The organism is Curtobacterium sp. NPDC092190 (assembly GCF_044755625.1).
Classification (GTDB): Bacteria; Actinomycetota; Actinomycetes; order Actinomycetales; family Microbacteriaceae; genus Curtobacterium.
Genome location: NZ_JBIVRJ010000007.1, coordinates 29,737 through 52,807 on the forward strand (window position 1 = coordinate 29,737; position 23,071 = coordinate 52,807).

General features: G+C 71.8%; 21 protein-coding genes. 1 reads left to right on the top strand and 20 read right to left on the bottom strand.

Annotated features, from left to right (window positions below; translation table 11 throughout):
* Nucleotides 1–35 precede the first annotated feature (35 nt).
* The 20 genes from ACIQFY_RS15350 to ACIQFY_RS15445 form a co-directional block, all read right to left on the bottom strand.
* A complete protein-coding gene (locus ACIQFY_RS15350; RefSeq protein ID WP_400340812.1) occupies nt 36–1,598 on the bottom strand; it encodes a hypothetical protein in 1,563 nt (520 codons plus the stop codon).
* Nucleotides 1,591–2,445, bottom strand: coding sequence for a hypothetical protein (locus ACIQFY_RS15355; RefSeq protein WP_400340813.1), 855 nt, complete (start codon nt 2,443–2,445; stop codon nt 1,591–1,593). Before ACIQFY_RS15355 ends, ACIQFY_RS15350 begins: the two co-directional genes overlap by 8 nt.
* Nucleotides 2,442–3,005: a hypothetical protein gene (locus ACIQFY_RS15360; protein WP_400340815.1), complete on the bottom strand. Its 564-nt coding sequence runs from the start codon at nt 3,003–3,005 to the stop codon at nt 2,442–2,444. Before ACIQFY_RS15360 ends, ACIQFY_RS15355 begins: the two co-directional genes overlap by 4 nt.
* Before the next feature lie 68 nt (nt 3,006–3,073).
* On the bottom strand, nt 3,074–3,370 hold the full coding sequence (locus tag ACIQFY_RS15365; RefSeq protein ID WP_400340817.1) for a WXG100 family type VII secretion target: 297 nt from the start codon (nt 3,368–3,370) through the stop codon (nt 3,074–3,076).
* A gap of 129 nt (nt 3,371–3,499) precedes the next feature.
* Nucleotides 3,500–7,963 carry an FtsK/SpoIIIE domain-containing protein gene (locus ACIQFY_RS15370; RefSeq protein ID WP_400340818.1) on the bottom strand — a complete coding sequence of 1,488 codons (4,464 nt, stop codon included), beginning with the start codon at nt 7,961–7,963 and terminating at the stop codon, nt 3,500–3,502.
* 58 nt (nt 7,964–8,021) lie between these two features.
* Entirely contained in the window at nt 8,022–8,552 is a 531-nt protein-coding gene (locus ACIQFY_RS15375; protein ID WP_209686029.1) for a hypothetical protein, read from the bottom strand.
* Between the two features lie 70 nt (nt 8,553–8,622).
* The gene (locus tag ACIQFY_RS15380) at nt 8,623–9,222 is read right to left on the bottom strand and encodes a hypothetical protein (protein ID WP_400340820.1); all 600 of its coding nucleotides are present in this window, start codon (nt 9,220–9,222) and stop codon (nt 8,623–8,625) included.
* 15 nt (nt 9,223–9,237) lie between these two features.
* Nucleotides 9,238–10,761: a ribosome biogenesis GTPase Der gene (gene der / locus ACIQFY_RS15385; protein ID WP_066653326.1), complete on the bottom strand. Its 1,524-nt coding sequence runs from the start codon at nt 10,759–10,761 to the stop codon at nt 9,238–9,240.
* A gap of 122 nt (nt 10,762–10,883) precedes the next feature.
* Nucleotides 10,884–11,567, bottom strand: coding sequence for a (d)CMP kinase (cmk, locus tag ACIQFY_RS15390; RefSeq protein ID WP_285841182.1), 684 nt, complete (start codon nt 11,565–11,567; stop codon nt 10,884–10,886).
* A 200-nt stretch (nt 11,568–11,767) separates the two neighbouring features.
* On the bottom strand, nt 11,768–12,901 hold the full coding sequence (locus tag ACIQFY_RS15395) for a prephenate dehydrogenase (protein ID WP_374109571.1): 1,134 nt from the start codon (nt 12,899–12,901) through the stop codon (nt 11,768–11,770).
* 11 nt (nt 12,902–12,912) lie between these two features.
* Nucleotides 12,913–13,668, bottom strand: coding sequence for a pseudouridine synthase (locus ACIQFY_RS15400; protein ID WP_066657976.1), 756 nt, complete (start codon nt 13,666–13,668; stop codon nt 12,913–12,915).
* A 1,306-nt stretch (nt 13,669–14,974) separates the two neighbouring features.
* Nucleotides 14,975–15,661, bottom strand: coding sequence for an SMC-Scp complex subunit ScpB (gene scpB, locus ACIQFY_RS15405; protein ID WP_285841128.1), 687 nt, complete (start codon nt 15,659–15,661; stop codon nt 14,975–14,977).
* Nucleotides 15,651–16,526: a segregation and condensation protein A gene (locus tag ACIQFY_RS15410; RefSeq protein ID WP_400340823.1), complete on the bottom strand. Its 876-nt coding sequence runs from the start codon at nt 16,524–16,526 to the stop codon at nt 15,651–15,653. The genes scpB and ACIQFY_RS15410 overlap by 11 nt, the downstream gene beginning before the upstream one ends.
* On the bottom strand, nt 16,510–17,388 hold the full coding sequence (locus ACIQFY_RS15415; RefSeq protein ID WP_066653324.1) for a ParA family protein: 879 nt from the start codon (nt 17,386–17,388) through the stop codon (nt 16,510–16,512). Before ACIQFY_RS15415 ends, ACIQFY_RS15410 begins: the two co-directional genes overlap by 17 nt.
* A gap of 110 nt (nt 17,389–17,498) precedes the next feature.
* The gene (locus tag ACIQFY_RS15420; RefSeq protein WP_400340867.1) at nt 17,499–18,323 is read right to left on the bottom strand and encodes an SseB family protein; all 825 of its coding nucleotides are present in this window, start codon (nt 18,321–18,323) and stop codon (nt 17,499–17,501) included.
* Nucleotides 18,324–18,337: 14 nt separating this feature from the next.
* Nucleotides 18,338–19,084 carry a bifunctional 1-(5-phosphoribosyl)-5-((5-phosphoribosylamino)methylideneamino)imidazole-4-carboxamide isomerase/phosphoribosylanthranilate isomerase PriA gene (priA, locus tag ACIQFY_RS15425; protein ID WP_066653322.1) on the bottom strand — a complete coding sequence of 249 codons (747 nt, stop codon included), beginning with the start codon at nt 19,082–19,084 and terminating at the stop codon, nt 18,338–18,340.
* A 109-nt stretch (nt 19,085–19,193) separates the two neighbouring features.
* Nucleotides 19,194–19,829, bottom strand: a complete 636-nt coding sequence (hisH, locus tag ACIQFY_RS15430) for an imidazole glycerol phosphate synthase subunit HisH (protein WP_066653320.1) — start codon at nt 19,827–19,829, stop codon at nt 19,194–19,196.
* A complete protein-coding gene (hisB, locus tag ACIQFY_RS15435; RefSeq protein ID WP_066653318.1) occupies nt 19,826–20,428 on the bottom strand; it encodes an imidazoleglycerol-phosphate dehydratase HisB in 603 nt (200 codons plus the stop codon). Before hisB ends, hisH begins: the two co-directional genes overlap by 4 nt.
* Nucleotides 20,425–21,549 (bottom strand): histidinol-phosphate transaminase, encoded by a 1,125-nt coding sequence (locus ACIQFY_RS15440; protein ID WP_400340825.1) that lies wholly within the window; start codon nt 21,547–21,549, stop codon nt 20,425–20,427. Before ACIQFY_RS15440 ends, hisB begins: the two co-directional genes overlap by 4 nt.
* Before the next feature lie 98 nt (nt 21,550–21,647).
* The gene (locus ACIQFY_RS15445; protein ID WP_066653310.1) at nt 21,648–22,022 is read right to left on the bottom strand and encodes a LysM peptidoglycan-binding domain-containing protein; all 375 of its coding nucleotides are present in this window, start codon (nt 22,020–22,022) and stop codon (nt 21,648–21,650) included.
* A 235-nt stretch (nt 22,023–22,257) separates the two neighbouring features.
* Here ACIQFY_RS15445 and lexA point away from each other — a divergent pair, with 235 nt between their 5' ends.
* Complete coding sequence (lexA, locus tag ACIQFY_RS15450) at nt 22,258–22,902, top strand: transcriptional repressor LexA (protein WP_066653301.1); 645 nt, start codon at nt 22,258–22,260, stop codon at nt 22,900–22,902.
* The last annotated feature ends 169 nt before the right edge of the window (nt 22,903–23,071 follow it).

The following is a 23,071-nucleotide window of genomic DNA, read 5'->3' on the forward strand; positions in this document are numbered from 1 at the left end:
CATCGCGAATACCAGCAAACCCTTTGTGCTGAGCCTCATCTGCGCACCGCCTGGTAGTCCTTGACCGTCATGGAGTAATCCTTCTGTTCGGTCCCCGCCGGCTTTCCCCCCAGGTAATCGCTCAAACCCTGATCTACTTCATGCGAGTACTCGCGTGCCATCTGAGAATAACGCGCCGCGTCATGCACGTTACCTGGATGCATGGTCGTCGAGGAGCCCTCGGCGTCCAATGTTGCCGTTTCTTGGCTGCCGATTCCGGCTCCCCAGCTCGTCGGGTTGTCAGCTCCATCGAGTTTCGGAACCGCGTCCTGCGGTGATTCCAGAGCTGTCACCTTGACCGAGTTCGGAATGTCCATGCGCGCGATCGGCGCCCCGGCTGTGGCCACGCGCTGGATGTTGAACTCGCCGTCGTTCCCTTGTGCGATGGCACCTGCGGTGATGCCGCCCAGACTGAAGCCCGTGAGCATGACCGGATGATCGCCGACACCAGCTTGGCGCATCGCATCCTTGACTGCCTCGGCAAGGGCCGTTTGATCTCCGGACTGCAGGGCGATGACATCTGAGGTGAAGTCGTTCGGGGCCGCTTGGCCCCAGGGATTGCCATTGCCCATCGGGAACCAGCGCTGCGTGCTCGGGATCTGGACAGTGAAGTACTTCTCGCCGCCGACCTGCCTCTCGATGATGCGAATGTCCGCAAAGTCCTTGCCACCGATTTCGTCGATCTGCGCGGCACCTGCATAAACGTCCGCAAGCGAGTGCGGGATGATTGCACCCGTCTCGGAGTCGATGTCGAGGCCCCCTGCGATGTCGCTGATCTTACTGCCGAGGTCCTGAACCGCCCTGTCGGCGGAATCGTGCATCGCCTCCGGATCTACGTACTCCCGTTCGAAGTGTCCGTCATCGAAGAGGCCGATTGCGTGCCCGTCGTGGTAGACGAGGAACATGAGAGCTTCATAACCGCCTGGTACCGCCCCCAGGGCACTCTGGAAAGACCCAGTCACGTCAGTCCACATGTTCGACCACGAAAAGTTGTGCTGCCAAGCCTCCGCCAGATTCGAGGCGAATGAGCCGTTGATGAGGTCGTCCGGCGCGTCCATCTGACCGAATGCTTCTGCGAGACTGACAGCAGCAGTGACGGAGAGATCTTGCACCGCCCCGCGGACAGCTGATCCGACCGTGATCAGCAGCGTCGCCGTGATGGTCGTGTTGGCCGTCAATGTGAACAGCAGCGTTTCGCCGAGCCGAGTACCCACTGCGGCGAGGATCGGGCCAGTCGCAGTCCAAGCGACGCGAAGTCCGAGTGCAGCAGCGCGAAGCGTCAGTTCGGCGGCCTCGTACACCTTCGAGATCGACGCCGTGATGATCACGAGCGCCTCGCTGGAGACGATCGTTACGCTGAGCTGCGCCGAAGCGTTCATCACCGCGCCCTCGGCCGCGAGCGCCGTACCCGGCGACAGGATCGCCGAAGCGAGCAGGTCCCCGTCCACCGACAGCGCCCCGACCTTCGGTACGAGCGGCCCAGCGAAGGCGTTGAGCGCGGTGATCCCCGTGGTCAGGCGATCGATCTCCGCGTAGTCGACCTTGATCCCGTCAGACATCTCGATCCCTGATGAGTCCAGCGACGAGCCCGAGCAGATCCGTGCGGATCTCCTGGTCCGTCTGCGCCGTCACGGTGACCGTGCCGGCATCAGTGAGGAGTTCGGGCGTGACCTCCGAGCCACGCGCTCCCGCGTCGATCCCGACGCTCATCCGCAGCCATCCGCGGCGGGTGCCGAACCAGTCCGCGACGAAGACCGGGCCACGGTCAGCGGTGAAGGCCTTCACGCGGAAGCCGTGCTGCACGGGCTCGGCCAGGCCACGGAACAGGCCGACCGCATCGGTCGGGACGTGCAGTTCGTCGACGACGGCATCGAGCACCCGGGCGTCGCCGCGCTGGATGGCGTCGACCAACGCTTGCGAGGCAACCGTGCTGACCGTCGTCGTCCCACGGGCCGGGTCGGTGACCTCGAGCGACGGGATGAGTTCGACGAGTGACGACCACGCCTGGTCGAGCACCGTCCCGCGCAGGTGCGCACGGCTGCCGTCGCCGGACCGCGCGCCCTGCACGGTGAGGTGCGAAGCAGCGTCGCCCCCGATGACGGTCGAGTGCGCCCACGTCGTGTCGGGGGCCCAGGCGCTCACCTGGATGACGATCGAGCCGGCGTTCTGCAGTGCGAGCGTGAGCAGGAACGGCGCGTCGAGGTCATCCGACCACGACTCAGCGTCAGCGTCGGGCTGTCGCGTGAGCACCCCGCGCTCGACCAGCGCTCCCGTGGACTGCTGCTCCGGCGCACCCCCGGGCACGAACGACGGCAGGACGAGCCCGGGCAGGTGCTCACGGACGGTTCGTAGCTCGTCGACGGTCAGGTCCCAGTCGATGACGTCGGTCGCCGGTGCCTCGGTCATCCCACGCCGTTCCGGATGGCGGCGCCGCGCACGTCGATCCAGTCCTTCGACCCGGACGGCGGCGGTGACGGCACCTGCGCGATGAACGACCTTGCTCTCGCGACCTGGCTGTCGGAGACCTGCTGACCACCGAGCTCGTGGACGGAGACACGGACGTGGTCGGGCTCCCCCGAGCCCGCGGCACCGATCACCTGCATGAAGCCGTTGACTGCGTTCGACGCGACGTCCTTGACGGCGTTCACGACGTTCGCCGCCAGGTGCGCGGCCTGGTTCCAGAGGTCACGTGCGATGCGTTCGGCTTCCGCGATCTGTGCCTTCACGGCGTCGACTGCCTTGGCGTGCGCATCGAGTGCGTCTGCTGCCTCGTCGAGCAGCTGCGCCTTCTTGCCGAGCTCCGTGCCCGACTCCTGGACTCGACGACGCACGGCGTCGGCGGCCTTCCCCGCCGACGACAGCCCGTCGGCCTGCGCCACGAGCGCGCTCGCTCGTGACCGCAGCCCGTCGGCGTCGTCGCGCAGCGCACGGGCCTTCGCCCGGAGCTGTGCCATCTCCCCGTACATGCTCTACCCCCAACGGAGGAGACGGCCGGCACCTGCAGCGCCGGCCGTCCCTGGTCCGGTCGTCCCGATCAGCGCCCGAGTCGCGACGCGAGCTGCTGGTCGATGTCGCCCAGCGTCTGCGCGGTCGTGCGGAGGAACTGCGCGAGGTCGTTGAGCCCGCCGATGGTGTTCTGCGCGCCGCTCGTGAAGCGGTTGTACGCCTCGTTGTAGGCACCGGAGGAACGGTCCGTCTGGAACCCGGCCTGGGTCAGCGACGCGATCTGTGCCTGCAGCTTCGACAGGGTCGCGTTGATCTCGTCACGCCCTGCGAGCAGACGGTCGGCGTTGCTGTTGAGCTCCTGGTAGGAGACGTTGATGTTGGCCACGTTGCACCCCTTCACGGTGGTCTGGATCGCCAGCCCCTCCGGCGACCGCGACAACGGTAACACCGGTCCGGAACAAATCACCCATGCGATGTCCACACCCCCGTTCGAGGGGGACGAACGGGTCCCCGATCAGGAGGACTCGGGGTCCCGAGCGACCTGCACGCGGGTGATCCGCCCGGAGTCGACCATGATGCCGCGCCCGACGGGGAAGTCGGTCCGGGTCACCCGCGGGAACGCCGTCCGGAAGAGCGTGAGCCCGTCGGTCTCCTCCGGTTGCAGGGCGATCCCGGCACGCGCGGTCTTCAGCTCGGCGAAGAGTTGCCACGCGTTCGGGGCCGTGACCGTGTCGGCCTCGGCGAGCACGAACACGCCAGCACGGCGGGCGGCCTTGATGAGCCGCGCGACCTGGCTCTCCGCGGGCAGCCCCTCGAAGTCACCGACGTTCTCGATCACGATCACCGGGTCCGGCCCGCTCGACGCACCGCTCTCGAGCGCGGTCGCGAGCTGCGAGGCGATGGCCTCGGCGTCCGTCGCGTCCTGCGCCGCCGACGCCCAGTCGGTGGCGTCGCGCAGCGTGGACCGCCTGCCGACGACCAGGTGCGCGGGTCGGTCCGGCCACGTCGCGCGCACGGACCGCAGGACGGTCCGCATGGTGGTCGAGCGTCCGGAGCCGAAGGGTCCCGTGACCACGAAGAGGCCGTCGGTCGGGATGCCCACCGGGCCGAGGGTGTCGTCCGCGAGGCCGATCGTCGGTCGCCCGGCCACGGCGACCGGCAGCGCGGCTCGATCGACGTCCTCGGGCAGTCGGCGGATCGGCGGGGCCTCCGCGACACCACGGCGCAGCAGGTCGGCGGCGAGCTCGTCGACCGCCGCCGCCTGCGCGACGAGGTCGGCGCTGCCACCGGGCACCGCCACCTGGACCTCGTGCTCGTCGACGAGTCCCCTGCCGGGCACGGCGTCCTCGAGCACGTCCGCCGGCACGTCGGCCGCGTGGTACTCCATCTCGGTCGCCAGGCGGAGCACGATGCGCTCGCCGATCGCGGCCTGCAGGTTCGACGGGAAGGCCGCGATGCGGTCCGCACTCATCACCAGGTGCACGCCCAGCCCGCGCCCGGTCGCCGCGATCGCGACGAGCTGGTCGAAGACCGGCTGGGTGCCGAGGCGGAACTCGTACTCGTTGCGGAACGCCCCCATGCCGTCGACCAGGACGAGGATGCGCGGTTCGGCGATGCCGGTCACGTCGCGGTACTCGCTGAGGTTCGCGGCCCGGGCGGCCGCGAACCGCCCGGAGCGGTCGGCGACGGTCGACTCGAGGTCGGCCAGGAGGCGCGTGATCCGTTCGTCGTCCGGCCCGCTGATCACGGTGCCCACCGTCGGCAGCGCCTCGAGCATGCGCAGGCCACCACCGCCGAAGTCCAGTCCGGTGATCCGGACCGGGAACCGGTCCGCTGCGGCGGAGGCCGCCACCGCCACGGCGCGGAGCGCCGCGGACTTCCCGGCCCCGCCCGCGCCGAGCACGGCCACGTTGCCGGCCGCGTCGAGGTCGAGACGGAACGGGGTCTGCCGCTGGGACTCGGGCAGGTCGACCGTCCCGATCACGAGTGCCGACCCGTCGGAGGCGGGCAGTGCCTCCAGGCCGACTGCATCGGGCAGCTGGTCCAGCCACGGCTTCCGGGGGACCTCGAGGCCCTGCCGGTCCGCCGCGCGGACGATCGTGGCGGCGAGCCGCTCGATGTCGCGCGCCCGCGTCGAGTCGCGCGGTGCCCGCGGTGGACTCGGCCAGGTGCTGCCGGGGCCGAAGGGGAAGTCCTGCACGTCGACGCCCGGCTCGTGCACGACGTCGTCGGAGCGACCACCGAGGTAGGCGGTCTGGAAGTCCAGCACGCGTCCCGGGCCGATCTTGGCGGCCGCGCGACCGGGGGTGCCCGGGTCGAAGAAGGCGGCGTCGGCCACGCCGAGGACGTCCTCGCTGTCGACCGGGTCGGCGACGCGGAGGGCGATGCGGAGGTTCGTGTTCGCCCGGAGGGAGTCCTTGATGACCCCGCTCGGGCGCTGGGTCGCCATCACGAGGTGCAGTCCGAGGGACCGACCGCGCTGCGCGACGTCGATGACGCCGTCGATGAACTCCGGGATCTCGGTGGCGAGTGCGGCGAACTCGTCGATCACGATGACGAGCACGGGCGGTGCCGCCGGGTCACCGCGCTGCTCGAGCGTGACGAGGTCCTTCGCGCCACGGTCGTTGAGCAGGTGCTCGCGGTACCGGAGCTCGGCCCGCAGCGAGGTGAGGGCGCGGCGGACGAGGTGCGGATTGAGGTCGGTGACGAGCCCGACGGTGTGCGGCAGGCCGACGCACTCGGCGAACGCCGCGCCACCCTTGTAGTCGACGAGCAGGAACGTGAGTCGATCCGGCGCGTACTCGGTCGCCATGCCCATGATCCACGTCTGCAGGAACTCGCTCTTGCCGGCGCCCGTGGTCCCGCCGACGAGCGCGTGCGGGCCGTGGGCGCGGAGGTCGAGGGCGAGCGGCTCGCTCGGTCCCTGACCGACGACGGCACGGACGCCGCCGCTCTCGCGCCCGGATCCCGGTGACCACGCGGCAGTCAGGCTGTCGTTCTTCGACCACCGTTGGACGATCGCGGACGGGTCACCGGCGACGTCGCCCTCGTACAGGTCGACGAACGCCACGCTGTGCGGCAGGTCGGTCTCGTCGAGGACCCGCGCGCCGGAGTCCTGGATCGGGGCGATCGCACGGGCGACGGTCGCTGCCTCGATGCTGTCCACCCGGTCGAGCTCGTCGAGCACCACGGACTGCCCGGACCGGACGAAGCCGACCGTGGCAGACCCGCTCGTCCGGTCGAGCACGATGTGCGTCCGGCAGACGACGGGCAGTGCCTGCAGCGTGGGCGCGAGCCAGAGGACGTGGACGCCGAGGTCCGGGCCCTCCTCGGCCAGGGCGACGAGACGGGCACGGTCGGCGGGAGCCTCGGCGGTGACGAGCACGACGACGGCCGGCGTCGCGGGCAGGCGGTCGACGGACTCGCCGTGGTCCTCGTCGAGGGCGCGGGACTCGTCGATGCGCGACCGGACCTGCTCACCGCGGCCCGAGCCGGCTGCACGGCGGGTCGCCACGAGTCCCTCGAGCTCGGCCAGCAGCGTCGAGGCGCCGGCGAAGTCGTGCACGAGCCCCGTGGACCGCAGTGGGCTGTACGGCGAGTCGACGTGCGGGAGCCACTTCAGCCAGGACCACTGGTCGGTGGTGGTGCCGCCGGCGAAGGCGGTGAGCACGAGGTCCGCCGGGCTGTGCAGCCCCGCGAGCTGCACCACGAGCGACCGTGCGACGTCGTCCGCCGCCAGCCCGGTGCCGGCGACACCGATCGCGCCGGCACGTTCGAACGTCTCCACCACGGGCACCGGTCCGACCGTGGCGTACTCGTCGGCGAGTGCTTCGGCGCGGTTCCAGTCGTCGACGCTGCCGGAGTTCCTGGAGGGCAGCGTGACGGTCGACCGCGACGGCTGCGTGCCGGCACCGAAGCGGACCTCGAGGAAGGTGGTGTGCTCGGGCTTCCGGGTCCACAGCAGCGCCGAGCGGTCGCGCATCGCGGCCGTCACGACGGCCGGGGCCGGCGACTCGGCCGTCCGCGCCGCGATCTCCGTCGTGCGGGCCGCCGCCAGCCGCTCGCGCGAGTCGGCGAGCGACTCCTCGAACCGCTGGCGTTCGTCGCGGCGGCGCCGCCGGGCCTGGACACGCTGGTCGATCCACGTCCCGATCATGATGACCGGCGAGAGCGCGATGAAGATCAGCGTGTACGGCTGCTTCGTGACGAGGAACAGGACGGCGCCGAGGATGATCGGCGCGATGATCGCGATCATCGGCAGCCGGGGCTTCTCCCCCGGGACCGGGATCTCGGGCAGCGTGAACTGCCGCCCGCGGTGCGCTGGCTCGACGCGGGGCGAGCGGCTGAAGTCCACCTCGGGGACCGCGGACGCCGGGGTACCCGTGCCCGGCACGGGCGGTGCGGCGGGCAGCGGTCGGATGCGCAGCGTGGTGTCACCGACCGAGACCGTCGTCTCCGGGTCGACGAACGCCCGCGCGACGAGCCGACCGTCGACCTCGACCCCGTTCGCGGAGTTCAGGTCGACGACCTCGACCGTGTCGCCGATCATGACCGTGGCGTGACGACGGGAGACCAGGTCGTCCCCGGCGAGCCAGACCTGGGCCATCGCGTCGCGGCCGATCAGGTTCACCCCTTCGGACAGGGTGTACTCGTTGCCGGCATCCGGCCCGGAGACGACGTGCGCCACGGCGGCGGGGGCGTCCTCGACGTCGTCGCCGCGGCGGCGGTCGGTCGCGGCGACGACCTCGACCCGGCAGCCGGAACGGAGCGACGACTCGTGCACCGTCGCGGACGGGTTGAGCAGGCGTGGCTGCGGTCGGTCGGGGAACCACACGCGCAGCGTCAGCGGGACGCCGTCGGCCGCCGTCCGCCCACGGGACAGCCGGTCGGCGAGCGAACCGATGGTCGCCGTCACGTCCGCCGTCACCACGACGTCGCGGTCTGCTCGTGGCCCCGCGATGGTCACCTTGAGTTTCACACACCACCCCCGTGCCGACCATCGTACGGGTGCACGCCGACCTGGGGACCGCCGTCGGTCAGTCCGTGGAGTGGTCCTCCCGCGGCGTGCGGACCGGCTTCGGGAACGTCGCGCGCATGTGGTCGCTCGTCAGCACGTCGCCGATGCCGATCATCAGGAGCGAGAAGAGGATCTGCTCGATGACCATCCAGAACGGGTAGAGCCCGGGGACGGCAGCGACGACCAGGGTCACGACCGGGAAGATCCTGCTGAAGAGCCGGAGGCGCTGGTACGCCCAGTAGTAGCCGAGCTGCGCCCGCCACGCGAACACGTAGAGCGTCAGGGTGATGAGGAGCACCACGGTCGCCCGGAACCAGACGGCCCAGGCCACGGTCTCCCCCGCACGGGTGAGCAGCACGGCGACGACGATCGCCGCGAGTCCGACCGCGGTCTCGGCGACGAGCAACCAGCGGATCCACCGGAACGAACGGACCGTGTCCGGGTGGGCGAGCATGTCCTCGCGGATCACGTAGTCGGCCTGTCGCCCACCGGCGAGACGGTCCAGGTGCAGCCGGCACCAGAGACGGTCGGCGAGGACGGGGAGACGCACACGTCAATGGTGCCGCATCCGGGACGTGTCCGAGGTGCGGGCCGGTCCTCGTCGGTCGACGCGGGTCCCCTCAGTCGGCGGGGACGAGCAGTGCGACGCCGAGCACCTCGTCGGTCTCGTCGTCCACCAGGGCCGCGGAACGGGTGTCCGCCTGGAGCGACGAGCCGTCGGTGATGAGCGAGAAGCCCCCGGAGGTGTGTTCGTCGACGGAGGCCGTCACGACGCCGGGGGCGTGCGCGAGGGTGCTGCGGTCGGGCATCGCGTCCGGCGACAGGACGAGTCGGACCGCGCGCGTGCCCGGCGGCGAGGACAGGTCGTCGATCCGGACCGCCACGGACGACTCGTCGATGCGCTCGATCCGGACGGTCGCGGCGACCCCGTCGACCAGGGGCACCACGGTGCCGGAGACGGGCAGGACCCGGCCGACCCAGTCCTCGACGCTGCGCGGGACGTCCGGTCGTCGGTCGGCACCGGGGATCGGAGCGCCGAGGGCGTTCGACACCCCGAGCGGTCCGGCTCCCTCCGGTGCCGTCGACGCTCGGTCGGTGGCACGTGCGGTCCGCACGACGTCGTCGTCACCGGTGACGAGCCAGGCGGCACCGAGCCCGGACACGACGACGGCGAGCGCCAGCAGGCCCGCCAGGGGGCCTCGCCGTGCTCGCCGTGCCACGTCGTCGTCCGACCGCTACGTGCGCTTGCGGCGCTCGCGCACCCGCATGTTGACGTTGATCGGCGTCCCCTCGAAGCCCCACACCTCGCGCAGACGACGCGTGATGAAGCGGCGGTACTGCGGGTCGAGGAACGCCGAGGTGAAGAGCACGAACGTCGGCGGCTGGCTCGACGCCTGCGTCCCGAACAGGATGCGGGGCTGCTTGCCGCCGCGGACCGGGTGCGGGTGCTCCTGCACGAGCTCGGCGATGAAGGCGTTGACCTTGCCTGTCGGGATGCGGGTGTCCCACGACTCGAGTGCGGTCTCGAGCGCCGGGACGAGCTTCTCGAGGTGGCGACCCGTCCGGGCGGAGATGTTCACGCGCGGCGCCCAGGCCACGTGCGCCAGGTCCTGCTCGATCTCGCGCTCGAGGTAGCGACGCCGGTCGTCGTCGAGCAGGTCCCACTTGTTGTAGGCCAGGACGAGTGCCCGACCGGACTCGAGGACCAGGTCGATGATGCGCAGGTCCTGCGTCGAGATCGGCTCGGTCACGTCGAGCACGACGACGGCGACCTCGGCCTTCTCGAGCGCCGCGGTCGTGCGGAGCGACGCGTAGAAGTCCGCGCCCTGCTGCAGGTGCACGCGCTTCCGGATGCCGGCGGTGTCGACGAAGCGCCAGACGCGCCCGCCGAGCTCGATCTGCTCGTCCACCGGGTCGCGCGTGGTGCCCGCGAGGTCGTTGACGACGACGCGCTCCTCGCCCGCCGCCTTGTTCAGCAGCGAGCTCTTGCCGACGTTCGGGCGCCCGAGGATCGCGACGCGACGGGGGCCGCCGACCTCCTGCTTGGCGACGGCCGACGTGTCGGGGAGCGTCGTGATGATGAGGTCCATCAGGTCCGCGACACCGCGGCCGTGCAGCGCCGAGACCGGGTGCGGCTCGCCGAGCCCGAGGTTCCAGAGCTCGAAGGCGTCGAGGTCACGGCGGTCGTCGTCGGCCTTGTTCGCCACGACGATGACCGGACGGTCGGTCCCGCGGAGCATCTTCACGACGTGCTCGTCGGTGGCGGTGATGCCGACCGTGACGTCGACGACGAAGAGCACGGCGTCGGCCAGGTCGACCGCGACCTCGGCCTGGGCGGCGACCGAGGCGTTGATGCCGCGGGCGTCGGGCTCCCACCCGCCGGTGTCGACGAGCGTGAAGCGCTTGTCGTTCCACTCGGCCTTGTAGCTCACGCGGTCGCGGGTGACGCCGGGGACGTCCTGCACGACGGCCTCGCGTCGACCGATGATGCGGTTGACGAGCGCCGACTTGCCGACGTTCGGCCGCCCGACGATCGCGAGCACCGGGTACGCGGGCAGGTAGTGGACGCCGTCCTCGCCGAGTTCGCCGGCGTCGAGGAGCGCGACGTCCTCGTCGTCGAGCTCGTACTCGTCGAGCCCGACGCGGAGCGCGTTCGCACGCTGGTCCGCCTCGGCGTCGTCGAGTCCGGCGAGCCGTTCACCGAGCGCGTCGTCGTACTCCGGGAAGTCGTCGTTGTCGTGGCTGTCCTGCTGGGCCATGGTGGGTTTCCTCGTGTGCGACCGGAGCCGCGGTGTCGGTGGCCGGTGCCGGCCGGGCCGGTTCCCCGGCCGTGGTGACCGGGCAGCCCGGTCGTGGTGACCGGGCGGCGCCCGGTCGTGCGTCAGTGCGTGGCCGCTCGGGCCAGGTCGACGACCGCCTGGACGGTCTGGTCGAAGTCGAGGTCGGTGGAGTCGAGCGTCGTGACGCCGTCGGCGGCGTTCATGAAGTCGACGACCTTCGCGTCCGCCGCGTCTCGACGGGCGAGTGCGGCGGAGGTCTCGGCGGCTGACTGCGTGGTGACCTCTGCCGAGCGCCGAGCCATCCTAACCGACTCGTCGGCGGTCAGCAGGATGCGGACCTCGGCATCGGGTGCGACGACCGTGGTGATGTCGCGCCCCTCGGTGATGATGCCCTGCGCGTCGGCCTTCCGCATGACCTGTCGGAAGAGCTGCACGAGCTTCTCACGGACCTCGGGCAGCTTCGCGATGTGCGCGACCGCTGCGGTGACCTCCGGCGTGCGGATCGCGTCGGTCACGTCGGTGTCGCCGACGCGCACGAAGTACTCGTCGGGGTCGGTGCCGATCGCGTAGTCGAAGGTGTCCCAGCTCGCCACGACGGCCGCGGGGTCGTCGAGGTCGATGCCCTGCTGCAGTGCGTGCCACGCCAGGGCGCGGTAGGCGGCACCGGTGTCCTGGTACCCGAAGCCCAGCGCACGGGCCGCGGCGCGCGAGACGCTCGACTTGCCGCTGCCCGCGGGTCCGTCGACCGCGATGACGGTCTTCGCCACGAAGGCGCCCTGCGGCAGACCGGACGGGACCGGGGCGCTGGTCGAACCCGGCTCGCCGCCGGGGGTGCCCAGGCCGCCGGCCGGCCCGCCGAGCGCGCCGCCGTCGGCTCCGCCGGCCGCTCCGTCGCCCGGCGGCGTCGGGGTGGGCAGGCCGGAGTCGGGGCCCTCGGGTCCCCCGGTGACGCCGGACTCGTCCAGGGTGACGTGCGTGTCGTCGTTCATGCCCATGCTGCTGCGATCCTCCATCCGCGCCCCTCGAGTTCCTCGACGAGTCGCTGTTCCTGCTCGGGCACGACCGACACCTCGACGATGCCGATCGGTGCGCCCGGTGAGTGCTCGAGGCGCATGTCCTCGAGGTTGATGCCGATCTCCCCGATGAACTGCAGGAGTGCGGCGATCTGCCCCGGGGTGTCGTCGACGAGGACGACCACCTGGGCGAAGCGCTTGGTCGTACCGTGCTTGCCGGGAAGCCGCTCGACCCCGCGGTTGCCGGCGGCGATGGTCTCGGCGATCGTCCGGGGGGACCCCTGGCCGTCCGGGTCGTCGAGCGCGCGGAGGACCCGGTCGAGGTCGTCACGCAGGTCCGTCAGCACCGGCCGGATGTTCGCAGCGTTCGCCCCGATGATCTGCACCCACAGGCCGGGGTCGCTGGCGGCGATCCGCGTGACGTCGCGGACACCGCCGCCCGCCAGGTCGAGCGACCCGTCGGGGGCTTCCTGCAGCCGCGCGGCCATCAGGGTCGAGACGAGCTGCGGCGCGTGCGAGACGTACGCGACGGCGAGGTCGTGGGAGTCCGGCTCCATCGGGACGACCGTCGCTCCCACGTCGAGGGCGAGGTCCTCGACCACCGCGGCACGCTGGTAGGAGATGGCGTCGTGGCCGGCGATCACCCACGGGCGTCCGACGAACAGGTCGGCCCGCGCCGCCGTCGGTCCGCTGCGCTCCCGGCCCGCCATCGGGTGCGACCCGATGTACCTGCTGACGTCGGCGCCCGATGCCCGCAGGCGTTCGAGCGGCCCGGTCTTCACGCTCGCGACGTCGGTCACGACCGCGCGCGGGAACGCGACGAGCTCACGCTCGACCACCGCTGCCACCACGTCCGGCGGGACCGCGACCACGATGAGCTCCGGCTCGTCGCCGTCGGCCGGTCGACGACCCGCGCCGTAGTCGACGGCGAGCGCCAGCGCGGCCGGTGAGACGTCGTCGAGCACGACGTCGACGCCCTTCTCGCGCAGGGCGAGCCCGATCGAGGCGCCGAGCAGCCCGGCGCCGACGACCCGCACGGGTCCGCGCAGCCGCCGGTCGATGTCCGGTTCGGCGAGCGGGGCGGGGGCGTCGGTCACGGGCCTCAGCCTACCGAGCGTCAGTCGGCAGCCTCCTCGTCGGCGTCGCCCGGTGCAGCACCCTTCGCGTCGCGGGCGATGCGGAGGAGCGCCCCGAGCTCGACCGTGGACAGCTCGCGCACCCTGCCGATCGGCAGCGATCCGAGCTGCAGCGGGCCGAACGACCGGCGCACGAGCTCGAGCACCGGGTGGTCGACCGCGTCGAGCATGCGTCGCACGATCCGGTTGCGCCCCGAGTGCAGGCTGATCTCGACCAGGGACTCACCGCGAGCGGACTCCAGCAGCCGGACCTTGTCCGCGGCGATCGGTCCGTCCTCGAGTTCCACCCCGTCGAGCAGCCGCTGCACCGTCGCCGGGTTCACGTTGCCCGCGACCTTGGCGATGTAGGTCTTCGTCACGCCGAACGACGGGTGGGCCAGCACGTGTGCCAGGTCGCCGTCGTTCGTCAGCAGGAGCAGCCCGGACGTCTCGGTGTCGAGCCGACCGACGTTGAACAGGCGCTCCTCGTACCGGTCGACGAACTCCGACAGGTCGCGTCGACCGCGCTCGTCCTGCAGGCTCGACACGATCCCGACCGGCTTGTTGAGCAGCACGTACCGCCGGGAGCTGTCGACCTGCACCGGCACGCCGTCCACCGCGATCGCGTCCGTCTCGGGGTCGACGCGGCGTCCGAGGGCGTCGACGACCTCACCGTTGACGGTGACGCGACCCTCGACGATCAGGTTCTCCGCGACCCTCCGGGACGCGATGCCCGCAGCGGCGATCACCTTCTGCAGACGCTCGCCGTCGGCCTGGAGGCTCGGGGCACCCCCGGCGGACGACCCCGCCTCGGTCGCGTCCCAGTCGGGGATGATCGGACGTTCGGGCGTGCCCTCCACCGGGACGCCGTGCTCGTCACGAGCGCCCTCCGGGCGCGGCGTCGTCCCGCGCTCCGCGCTGCTCGGCACGCGTCCCCGCGCGCCCGCGCCCGGCCGGTCACCGTTGCGTGCGGTGGTCGTGCCGCCGACGTAGCGACGGCCGTTGTGCCAGACGGTGCTCGGTCGGCCGTCGGGGGTTCGGCGGTCCTCGCGCGCTGGGTCACGGCGGTCGTCCCGGCGGTCGTCCCGGCGGTCGGCGCTGCGGTCCGGTCGGTGACCGGCGTCGCGACGGTCTGCGCCGCGGCGGTCGTCCTCGCGGCCGCGGTACCCACCGCGCTCGCCACCGGACCGATCGTCACGGCCGCGGTACCCACCACGCTCGCCACCGGGACGTTCATCGCGGCCGCGGTACCCACCGCGCTCGCCACCGGACCGGTCGTCACGGCCGCGGTACCCACCACGCTCGCCACCGGACCGGTCGTCACGGCCGCGGTACCCGCCGGAGCGGTCGTCTTCGCGACGGACGAACCCGCCGCGGTCGTTGCTGCGCTGGTCGGTGTCGCGGCTCACGAACCGTCCGCGGTCACCACCGGATCGCTCGTCCCTGCCGCGGTACCCGCCACGGTCAGCACCGGAACGGTCGTCGCGCCCGCGGTACCCACCACGCTCACCACCCGAACGGTCATCGCGCCCGCGGTAGCCGCCCTGGTCCGAGCCGCCGCGGTACCCACCACGCTCGCCACCCTGCCGGTCGTCACGCCCGCGGTAGCCGCCCTGGTCCGAGCCGCCGCGGTACCCACCACGCTCGCCACCCGAACGGTCGTCACGCCCGCGGTACCCACCCTGGTCCGAGCCGCCGCGGTACCCACCACGCTCGCCACCCGAACGGTCGTCACGCCCGCGGTACCCGCCCTGGTCCGAGCCGCCGCGGTACCCACCACGCTCGCCACCCGAACGGTCGTCACGCCCGCGGTACCCGCCACGGTCACCACCGGCCCGGTCGTCACGCCCGCGGTGGCCGCCGCGGTCGCCACCCGTCGGACGCTCCTCGCGTCCGCGGTACCCGCCACGGTCCTCACCGGACCGGCCGTCCGCACGGCCGGGACCAGCGGCGCGGTCGCGCCCCGCGCCTCCAGACCGACCCGAGCCGGAGCGGTCGGAACCGCGACCGTACCCGCCGGAGCGTCCGTCGGATCCCCCTCGGGACCCACCTCGTCGTTCGTCCTCAAACGCGGCCATCGGGGATCCCTTCGTTGTGCCCGAAACCGTCCGCGCCGTCCTCCAGCAGAGGCGAGATCAGCGGCAGTTCGTCGAGCGAGTTGATGCCGAGCTGCTGGAGCAGCAGGTCGGACGTGACGTAGTTGACGGCCCCGGTCTCGGCGTCGGTGAACGACTCCTCGATGAGCCCCCGGGCGACGAGCGTGCGGACGACACCGTCGACGTTCACCGCTCGGATCGAGGCGATCTGCGACCGGGTGATCGGCTGCTTGTAGGCGACGACCGCGAGGGTCTCGAGCGCGGCCTGCGACAGTCGTGCCGGCCGCTCGGCCTCGACGAACTGCTCGACGACGTCGTCGAGCTCGCGCCGCACGTAGAAGCGCCAGCCGCCGCCGACCTCGCGGAGCTCGAAGCCGCGACGGACGGTGCCGTCGACACCGTCGAAGTCGGCGACGAGCCGCTCGATCGCCTGTCGGACGGCGGGCACCGGCGCGCCCACCGCGGCACCGAGCGACACGAGCGACTGGGGCTCGTCGGCGATCATCAGGATGGCCTCGAGCTGCCGGTCGACCGGCAGGTCCGGGTGCGGGGTGTGCTGGGCGTGCAGTTCCTGCTCGACCGCGCGGGCCTCGGCGACCTCGTCCGCTCCCCCGGGCTCGGCACTCGACGCGGCGGCACGTGTGTCATCCGTCATAGTCGGCTCCCAGGTTCGCGAGGCTCTCGTCGGACCAGTCCTCGGCGGTCCAGCGGAGTGTCAGCTCCCCCAGCGGTTCGAACTGCTCGAACGAGATCGACGCGTTCCGGTACAGCTCCAGGATCGCCAGGAAGCGAGCCACAACGATACCCGTCTCCGAGACGCCGGCCACCAGCTCACGGAACGACACGTCCTCGTCGCCGCGGGTCCGGAGGATCGACACGACGATCGCGGCCTGCTCCCGGATGCTCACGAGCGGGGCGTGCAGGTGGTCCAACCCCACGGTCGGGATCTCCCGCGGTGCGAAGGCCAGCGTCGCGATCGCGGCGAAGTCCTGCACCGACAGCGTCCAGACGAGCTCCGGCGTGCGGGCGCGGAACCGTTCCTCGAGGCGGACCTTGCGGACGTGCCGGCGGGACTCCTGCTGCCACCGTGCCCCGAACCACTCCGCGGCCTGCTTGAACGCCCGGTACTGCAGGAGACGTGCGAAGAGCAGGTCGCGGGCCTCCAGCAACGCCACGTCCTCGGCGTCGACGAGCTCACCCTGCGGGAGCAGCCCGGCGATCTTCAGGTCGAGCAGGGTGGCCGCGACCACGAGGAACTCACTGGCCTCGTCGAGCTCGTCGGCGGACTCGGCCTGGCGGACGTACTGGATGAACTCGCCGGTGACGGCGCCGAGGGAGACCTCGGTGATGTCGAGCTCGTGCTTCGTGATCAGCGAGAGCAGCAGGTCGAAGGGGCCGTCGAAGTTGCGCAGTCGGACCCGGAACCCCGGGGCGGTCGTGGTGCCCGCGGGTGCGCGGTCGGCCGGCGTCGTCGTCGTCGGGTCGGCCGACGACCTCGGTGGGTCAGGCGACGGCGCCACGCTCGACGAGCTCCCTGGCGAGCGCCCGGTACGCGTGCGCCGCGGCGTGCTCCGGCGCCGTCTGCGTGATCGGCCGCGCCGAGACCGTCGCGTCCGGGAACTTCACCGTCCGGCTGATGACCGTGTCGAGCACGTGGTCGTCGAAGGTCTCCACCACGCGCTCCATGACCTCGCGCGAGTGCAGCGTCCGCGAGTCGTACATGGTCGCGAGGATGCCGTCGAGCCGCAGCGCCGGGTTGAGCCGGTCACGCACCTTGTCGATCGTCTCGATGAGCAGCGCCACACCACGCAGCGCGAAGAACTCGCACTCGAGCGGGATGAGCACACCGTGTGCTGCCGTCAGGGCGTTGACCGTCAGCAGGCCGAGGGACGGCTGGCAGTCGACCAGGATCAGGTCGTAGTCGTTCGACACCTTGCGGAGGACGCTCGCCAGGATCTGCTCGCGGGCGACCTCGTTGACGAGGTGGACCTCGGCGGCGGACAGGTCGATGTTCGCGGGGATGACGTCGAGCATCGGCACGTTCGTCTGGCGGATGACCTCGCGCGGGTCCTTCACGGAACCCATCAGCAGGTCGTAGACCGTGGGCACGTCGTGGGTGCGGACCCCGAGGCCGGCGGACAGGGCGCCCTGCGGGTCGAAGTCGACGGCGAGGACCCTGCGGCCGTACTCGGCGAGCGCGGCGCCGAGGTTGATCGACGTCGTGGTCTTGCCGACGCCGCCCTTCTGGTTGCAGAGCGCGATGATGCGAGCCGGGCCGTGGCCGTCGAGCGGCGCGGGCACCGGGAACTGCCGGACGGGCCGACCGGTGGGGCCGACCGGGGTCTGCTCGGAGCCGGGGGTGGTCGTCGGGTTCGTGCTCACCCCGTCATCGTACCGGCGTGGCGCGAGCGGCCCCCGTCGCACCGCCGCACGGGCCGCAGCGGGCGGGACGGCGCCGGGCCGTGCCTCCCGGCCGCACGGTCGGTCCTGCGTCAGGCGGGTCGCAGCGCCACGCGCATGCTGTCCACCCGGTCCGCGATCACGGCGTCCGCCGTCCACCGCTGCTGCAGCCGGCCGACGAGCGCCTGGACGGCAGCCTGGTCGAGCCCCGGGTGCAGCGCCAGCCCGACCGTCAGCTCGGCACCGGCGAAGCGTCCGAGCGGGTCGCCCGGCGACAGCTCGACGCGTGCGACGGCGGACTCGTCGACGACGGAGGCGGCGAAGGCCTGCCCGACCTCGGCGTCCTCGAAGCACGGCGTCCACGGCAGGTCCTGCCCGATCGCCCACACGGCGGGTCGACGGAGCACGAACTCGGTCGGCGCGGTCGGGTCCAGCACGACGAGCTGCGTCTCCTCGCTCGCCGCAGCCATCGCCACCCGGCGTGCGTCCGCGGGGACCGGTCGGGCGGTGGCGTCCCAGGACCGCATCGCCTCGGCGGACGTGAACGCCGGCATGACGCTGCGCCCGTCGGGGCCGGCGACGGTGACGATCGACAGCTCCTGGGTCTTGTCGACGAGCTTCCCGTCGGGGGTGCGGCCGACGTCACCGGCCTCGGCCACGAGCGGGATGAGCAGTCGTGCGCCACGCAGGGCCTCGACGACCTCTCGCTGCGACCCGCCCTGCTGCAGGGCGGTGATCGCGGCGACGAGCGCCGGGTCCGCCAGGCCGTCGTCGTCGGCGTAGACGTCGTCGTGGGCGTCGAAGGTCCGTCCCGCCCACGGGTTCCCCGCCGAGTCCGCGGCACCGCCCGGGGTGTGGGCGTCGTCGTGCGCCCCCGACGCCGGTGCCTCGGGCCCGGTGCCGCGACCGTTCGAGATGCCCGCCACGGTGCCTACTCCGAGGCGATGTCGAGGGCGGCCGGCAGCGTGAAGGCGCCGGAGTACAGCGCCTTGCCGATGATGGCGCCCTCGAGGCCGTGCGGCACCAGCTCGCGCAGCGCTCGGAGGTCCTCGAGCGTCGAGATGCCGCCCGAGGCCACCACGGGCTGGTCGGTGCGGTCGCAGACCTCGCGCAGGAGCTCGACGTTCGGCCCCTGCAGCGTGCCGTCCTTCGTGACGTCGGTCACCACGTAGCGGGCGCACCCGGCGGCCTCGAGCCGGTCGAGCACCTCCCACAGGTCCCCGGCGTCCTCGGTCCAGCCGCGGCTCGCCAGCGTGGTGCCACGGACGTCGAGGCCGACGGCGATCTGCTCGCCGTACTCGCCGATGACGCGCGCAGCCCACTCGGGCTTCTCGAGCGCCGCGGTGCCGAGGTTGACGCGCGCAGCACCGGTCGCGAGCGCCGCCTCGAGCGAGGCGTCGTCGCGGATCCCGCCGGAGAGCTCGACCGAGACGCCCTCGACCTCGCGGATCGCCTTCGCGATGACCGCCCGGTTGTCACCGCGCCCGAACGCCGCGTCGAGGTCGACGAGGTGGATCCACTCCGCACCCTGGTCGCGCCAGGTGCGGGCCGCGGCGACGGGGTCGCCGTACGAGGTCTCGCTGCCGGCCTCGCCCTGCGTGAGGCGGACGGCCTGGCCGTCGACGACGTCGACGGCGGGCAGCAGGACGAGGGGCGGGGTCGAGGTGAGGTCGGTCATGGTCCTGTCGGTTCTCGGTGGGGTGTGGTGCGGCCGCCCCGGTGGATGCCACGGCCGGGAGGCGCGGCTCGCGTCCGTCGGGCGGTCGTGCGCCCGGTGGACGGCCGGGTCAGAGCGAGTCGACCCAGTTGCGGAGCAGCCGGATGCCCGGCTCCCCCGACTTCTCCGGGTGGAACTGCGTGGCCGTCAGTGGGCCGTTCTCCACGGCGGCGACGAACCGCTGCCCGTGCTCGGCCCAGGTCAGGCGCGGCGCACGGAACGGGCCGTAGGCGTCGAGCGGGAAGTCCGTCACGCCGTACGAGTGGACGAAGTAGAACCGTTCGTCGTGCAGGCCGTCGAAGAGCACGGAGTCCTCGGGGGCCTCGACCGTGTTCCAGCCCATGTGCGGCAGGACCTCGGCACGGATCTCCTCGACCGTGCCCGGCCACTGGCCGAGCCCCTCGACGTCCGCACCGCGCTCGACCCCGCGGGCGAACATGACCTGCATGCCGACGCAGATGCCGAGCACCGGTCGCCCGCCGGCCAGACGGTGGTCGACGATCTCGCCGCCGCGGACGCCCTCGAGCTGGTCGACGACGGCGGCGAACGCGCCGACACCCGGCACGAGCAGACCGTCGGCGCGGAGCGCGGCCTGCTTGTCGGCGGTCAGGGTGACGTCGGCGCCGGCGCGCTCGAGCGCCTTGGCCGCCGAGTGGACGTTGCCCGATCCGTAGTCGAGGACGACGACGTTCGGCTTCGCGGTCACAGCTTCCCCTTCGTGGACGGGATGCCGTCGACCCGCGGATCGAGCTCGACGGCGCGGCGCAGCGCGCGGGCGAAGGCCTTGAACTCGGCCTCGGCGATGTGGTGCGGGTCGCGGCCACCGAGCACACGGACGTGCACCGTGATGCCGGCGTTGAACGTGATCGCCTCGAACACGTGGCGCACCATCGAACCCGTGAAGTGCCCGCCGATGCGGTGGAACTCGAACCCCTCGGGCTCACCGGAGTGCACGAGGAAGGGACGACCGGAGACGTCCACCACGGCCTGTGCCAGGGCTTCGTCGAGTGGGACGAGCGCGTCGCCGTAGCGGCCGATGCCGGCACGGTCGCCGAGGGCCTGCTTCAGGGCCTGCCCGAGCACGATGCCCGTGTCCTCGACCGTGTGGTGCACGTCGATGTCGGTGTCGCCCGTCGAGCGCACGCGGAGGTCGATGAGCGAGTGCTTGCTGAACGCCGTCAGCATGTGGTCGAAGAAGGGCACGCTCGTCGAGACGTCGGACGAACCGGTGCCGTCCAGGTCGAGCGAGAGCTCGATGCTCGACTCGCTCGTGCTCCGGCTGATCGAGGCGGTGCGGGCGGTCATGCGTCAACCCTAACCGGCGGCTGGGCGGCGGCCACGCGGCGCATGGCCTCGAGGAACGCGGTGGTCTCCTCCTCCGTCCCCGCACTCACGCGCAAGTGGTTCGGGATGCCGAGGTCGCGCACGATGACGTCCTGGTCGAGCAGGGCCTCGAACGCCGCGTTCGGGTCGGCGACCCCGCCGAACAGGACGAAGTTCGACCAGGTCTCGTACGTGCGGTACCCCATCGCCCGGAGCTCCGTGACCATCCGGTCACGCTGCTGCTTGATGTCGTCGACCATCGCCAGCATCGCCGGGGCGTGCCGGAGCGCGGCCACCGCCGCCGCCTGCGTCAGCGCGGACAGGTGGTAGGGCAGCCGCACCAGGCGGAGCGCGTCGACCACGGCGGGGTCGGCCGCCAGGTACCCCACACGGGCTCCGGCGAAGGCGAAGGCCTTGCTCATCGTGCGGGAGACCACGAGCCGCGGACGGCCGGGCAGCAGCGTGACGGCGCTCGGGGCGTCCGAGGGCATGAACTCGGCGTAGGCCTCGTCTACCATCACGATGCCGTCCGTTGCGTCGTAGGCCGCGCGGATCGTCTCGATGTCGAGCGGGGTGCCCGTCGGGTTGTTCGGGCCGCACAGGAACACGATGTCGGGTCGGTGCTCCCGGATGGCCGCGACGACCGTCTCCGGCGCGATGCGGAACTCGTCGTCGCGCTGCGCGGGGATCCAGCGCGTGCCGGTGCCGGACGCGAGGATCGAGTGCATCGAGTACGTGGGCGGGAACCCGAGCACCGACCGGCCCGGGCCACCGAACGCCTGCAGGAGCTGCTGCAGGACCTCGTTCGACCCGTTCGCCGCCCACAGGTGCGCAGGGATGAGCTGCTGCCCGGCGGAGAGTCCACCGTTCAGGTAGCCCGCGAGGGACTCCCGGAGCTCGGTGAACTCGCGGTCGGGGTAGCGGTTCACGGTCGTCAGGGCCTGCCGGATCGAGGCGACGATGTCCTCAGCGACGGCCTCTGGTACGGGATGCGTGTTCTCGTTGACGTTGAGCTGGACGCGCACGTGCTTCTGCGGAGCCCCGTACGGGCTCTGCCCACGGAGGTCGTCACGGATCGGGAGGTCTTCGAGCGTGGTGTCCACCGACCCATCGTAGGCCGGGACCCCCGACGGCGACCGGCCGTCCGGACGGTGGTCAGGCGAGCGCCGACCGGACGGTGGTCAGGCGAGCGCCGACCGGATCAGTTGCCCGCGGTGTACTTGACCGGGATCGCTATCTGCTCGCCGGCCTGCAGCGTCGAACCGTCGAGGGCGTTGAGGCTCACGACGTCCTGCACGAAGTCGCGGGGGTCGGCCTGCGGCGCGGTCTCCTCTGCCAGCTGCCACAGGGTCTCACCCGGCTGCACGGTGACCGTCTCGAAGTGCACGGGAGCTCCGGCACGCGAGGAGTCGCCGGCAGAGGCCTGTCCACCGTTCAGCACGGAGAGGGCGACGACGAGGAAGACCGGGAGGGCCGCGACGGTCGTCAGGACGATGCGGCCGCGGCGCGTGATGCGCAGGCGGGTACGGACGGCGGGCGTCGCGGTGCGCTGGTCAGCGATGGCGATGGTGCTCATGTCGTTCTTGCCTTCCCGTTCGGAGGAACCGAAGTCGTGTACCGAACATAGTTTCGAATGCAACCTCGCACAAGTCCCAGGAAGAGGTTTGTGCGGGATTTTCTGCCGACACGCTCGAACAGGTGTTTGTCCGGCCCGGAGCGGTCGGATACTGTTTCGATCGACTGGGACGAGTCAAGCGGGGACCACTGACATTCCTGCCCGACCGCCCGGCACCGACGAAGGGCGAGACGACGTGGCGGACGAACTGCGGGTCCAGAAGCCGTTGACGGCGAAGCAGCAGGCGATCCTCGACGCGATCCGCGCGTCGATCGCCAGCCGGGGCTACCCGCCGAGCATGCGGGAGATCGGCGACGCCGCAGGCCTCTCCTCGCTCTCGAGCGTCTCCCACCAGCTCGGCCAGCTCGAGCTCGGCGGCTGGATCCGTCGTGACCCGAACCGTCCGCGCGCGCTCGAGGTCCTGGTCGACGAGCCGACCCCCGACGTCGAGACGCCCGACGTCGACGCCACGACCCTGGTCCCGCTCGTCGGCCGGATCGCCGCCGGTGTGCCGATCACGGCCGAGCAGCACGTCGACGAGATCGTCCCGCTCCCCCGGCAGCTGGTCGGCACGGGTGACCTCTTCATGCTCAAGGTCGTCGGCGAGTCGATGATCGACGCAGCGATCTGCGACGGCGACTGGGTGGTCGTCCGGTCGCAGCAGACCGCGGACAACGGGGACATCGTCGCCGCGATGCTCGACGAGGAAGCGACCGTCAAGGTCTTCCGCCAGCGCGACGGCCACACGTGGCTGCTCCCGCGCAACTCCGCGTTCGAACCGATCCTCGGCGACGCGGCCACCGTCCTCGGCAAGGTCGTGGCGGTCTTGCGCTCGATCTGACGCCGGAACAACGCGGAGCAGCCCGCGCCACGGAATTCCGTGGCGCGGGCTGCTCCGCGTTGTGCGAAGTCACGCCGCACCGTCCGACGGCGCGACGTGAGCAGGCGACCGCACCGTACCGCCCAGGGGCCGGACCGGCGCGCCGGAGCCGACCCGTGCCTCCCGGCCG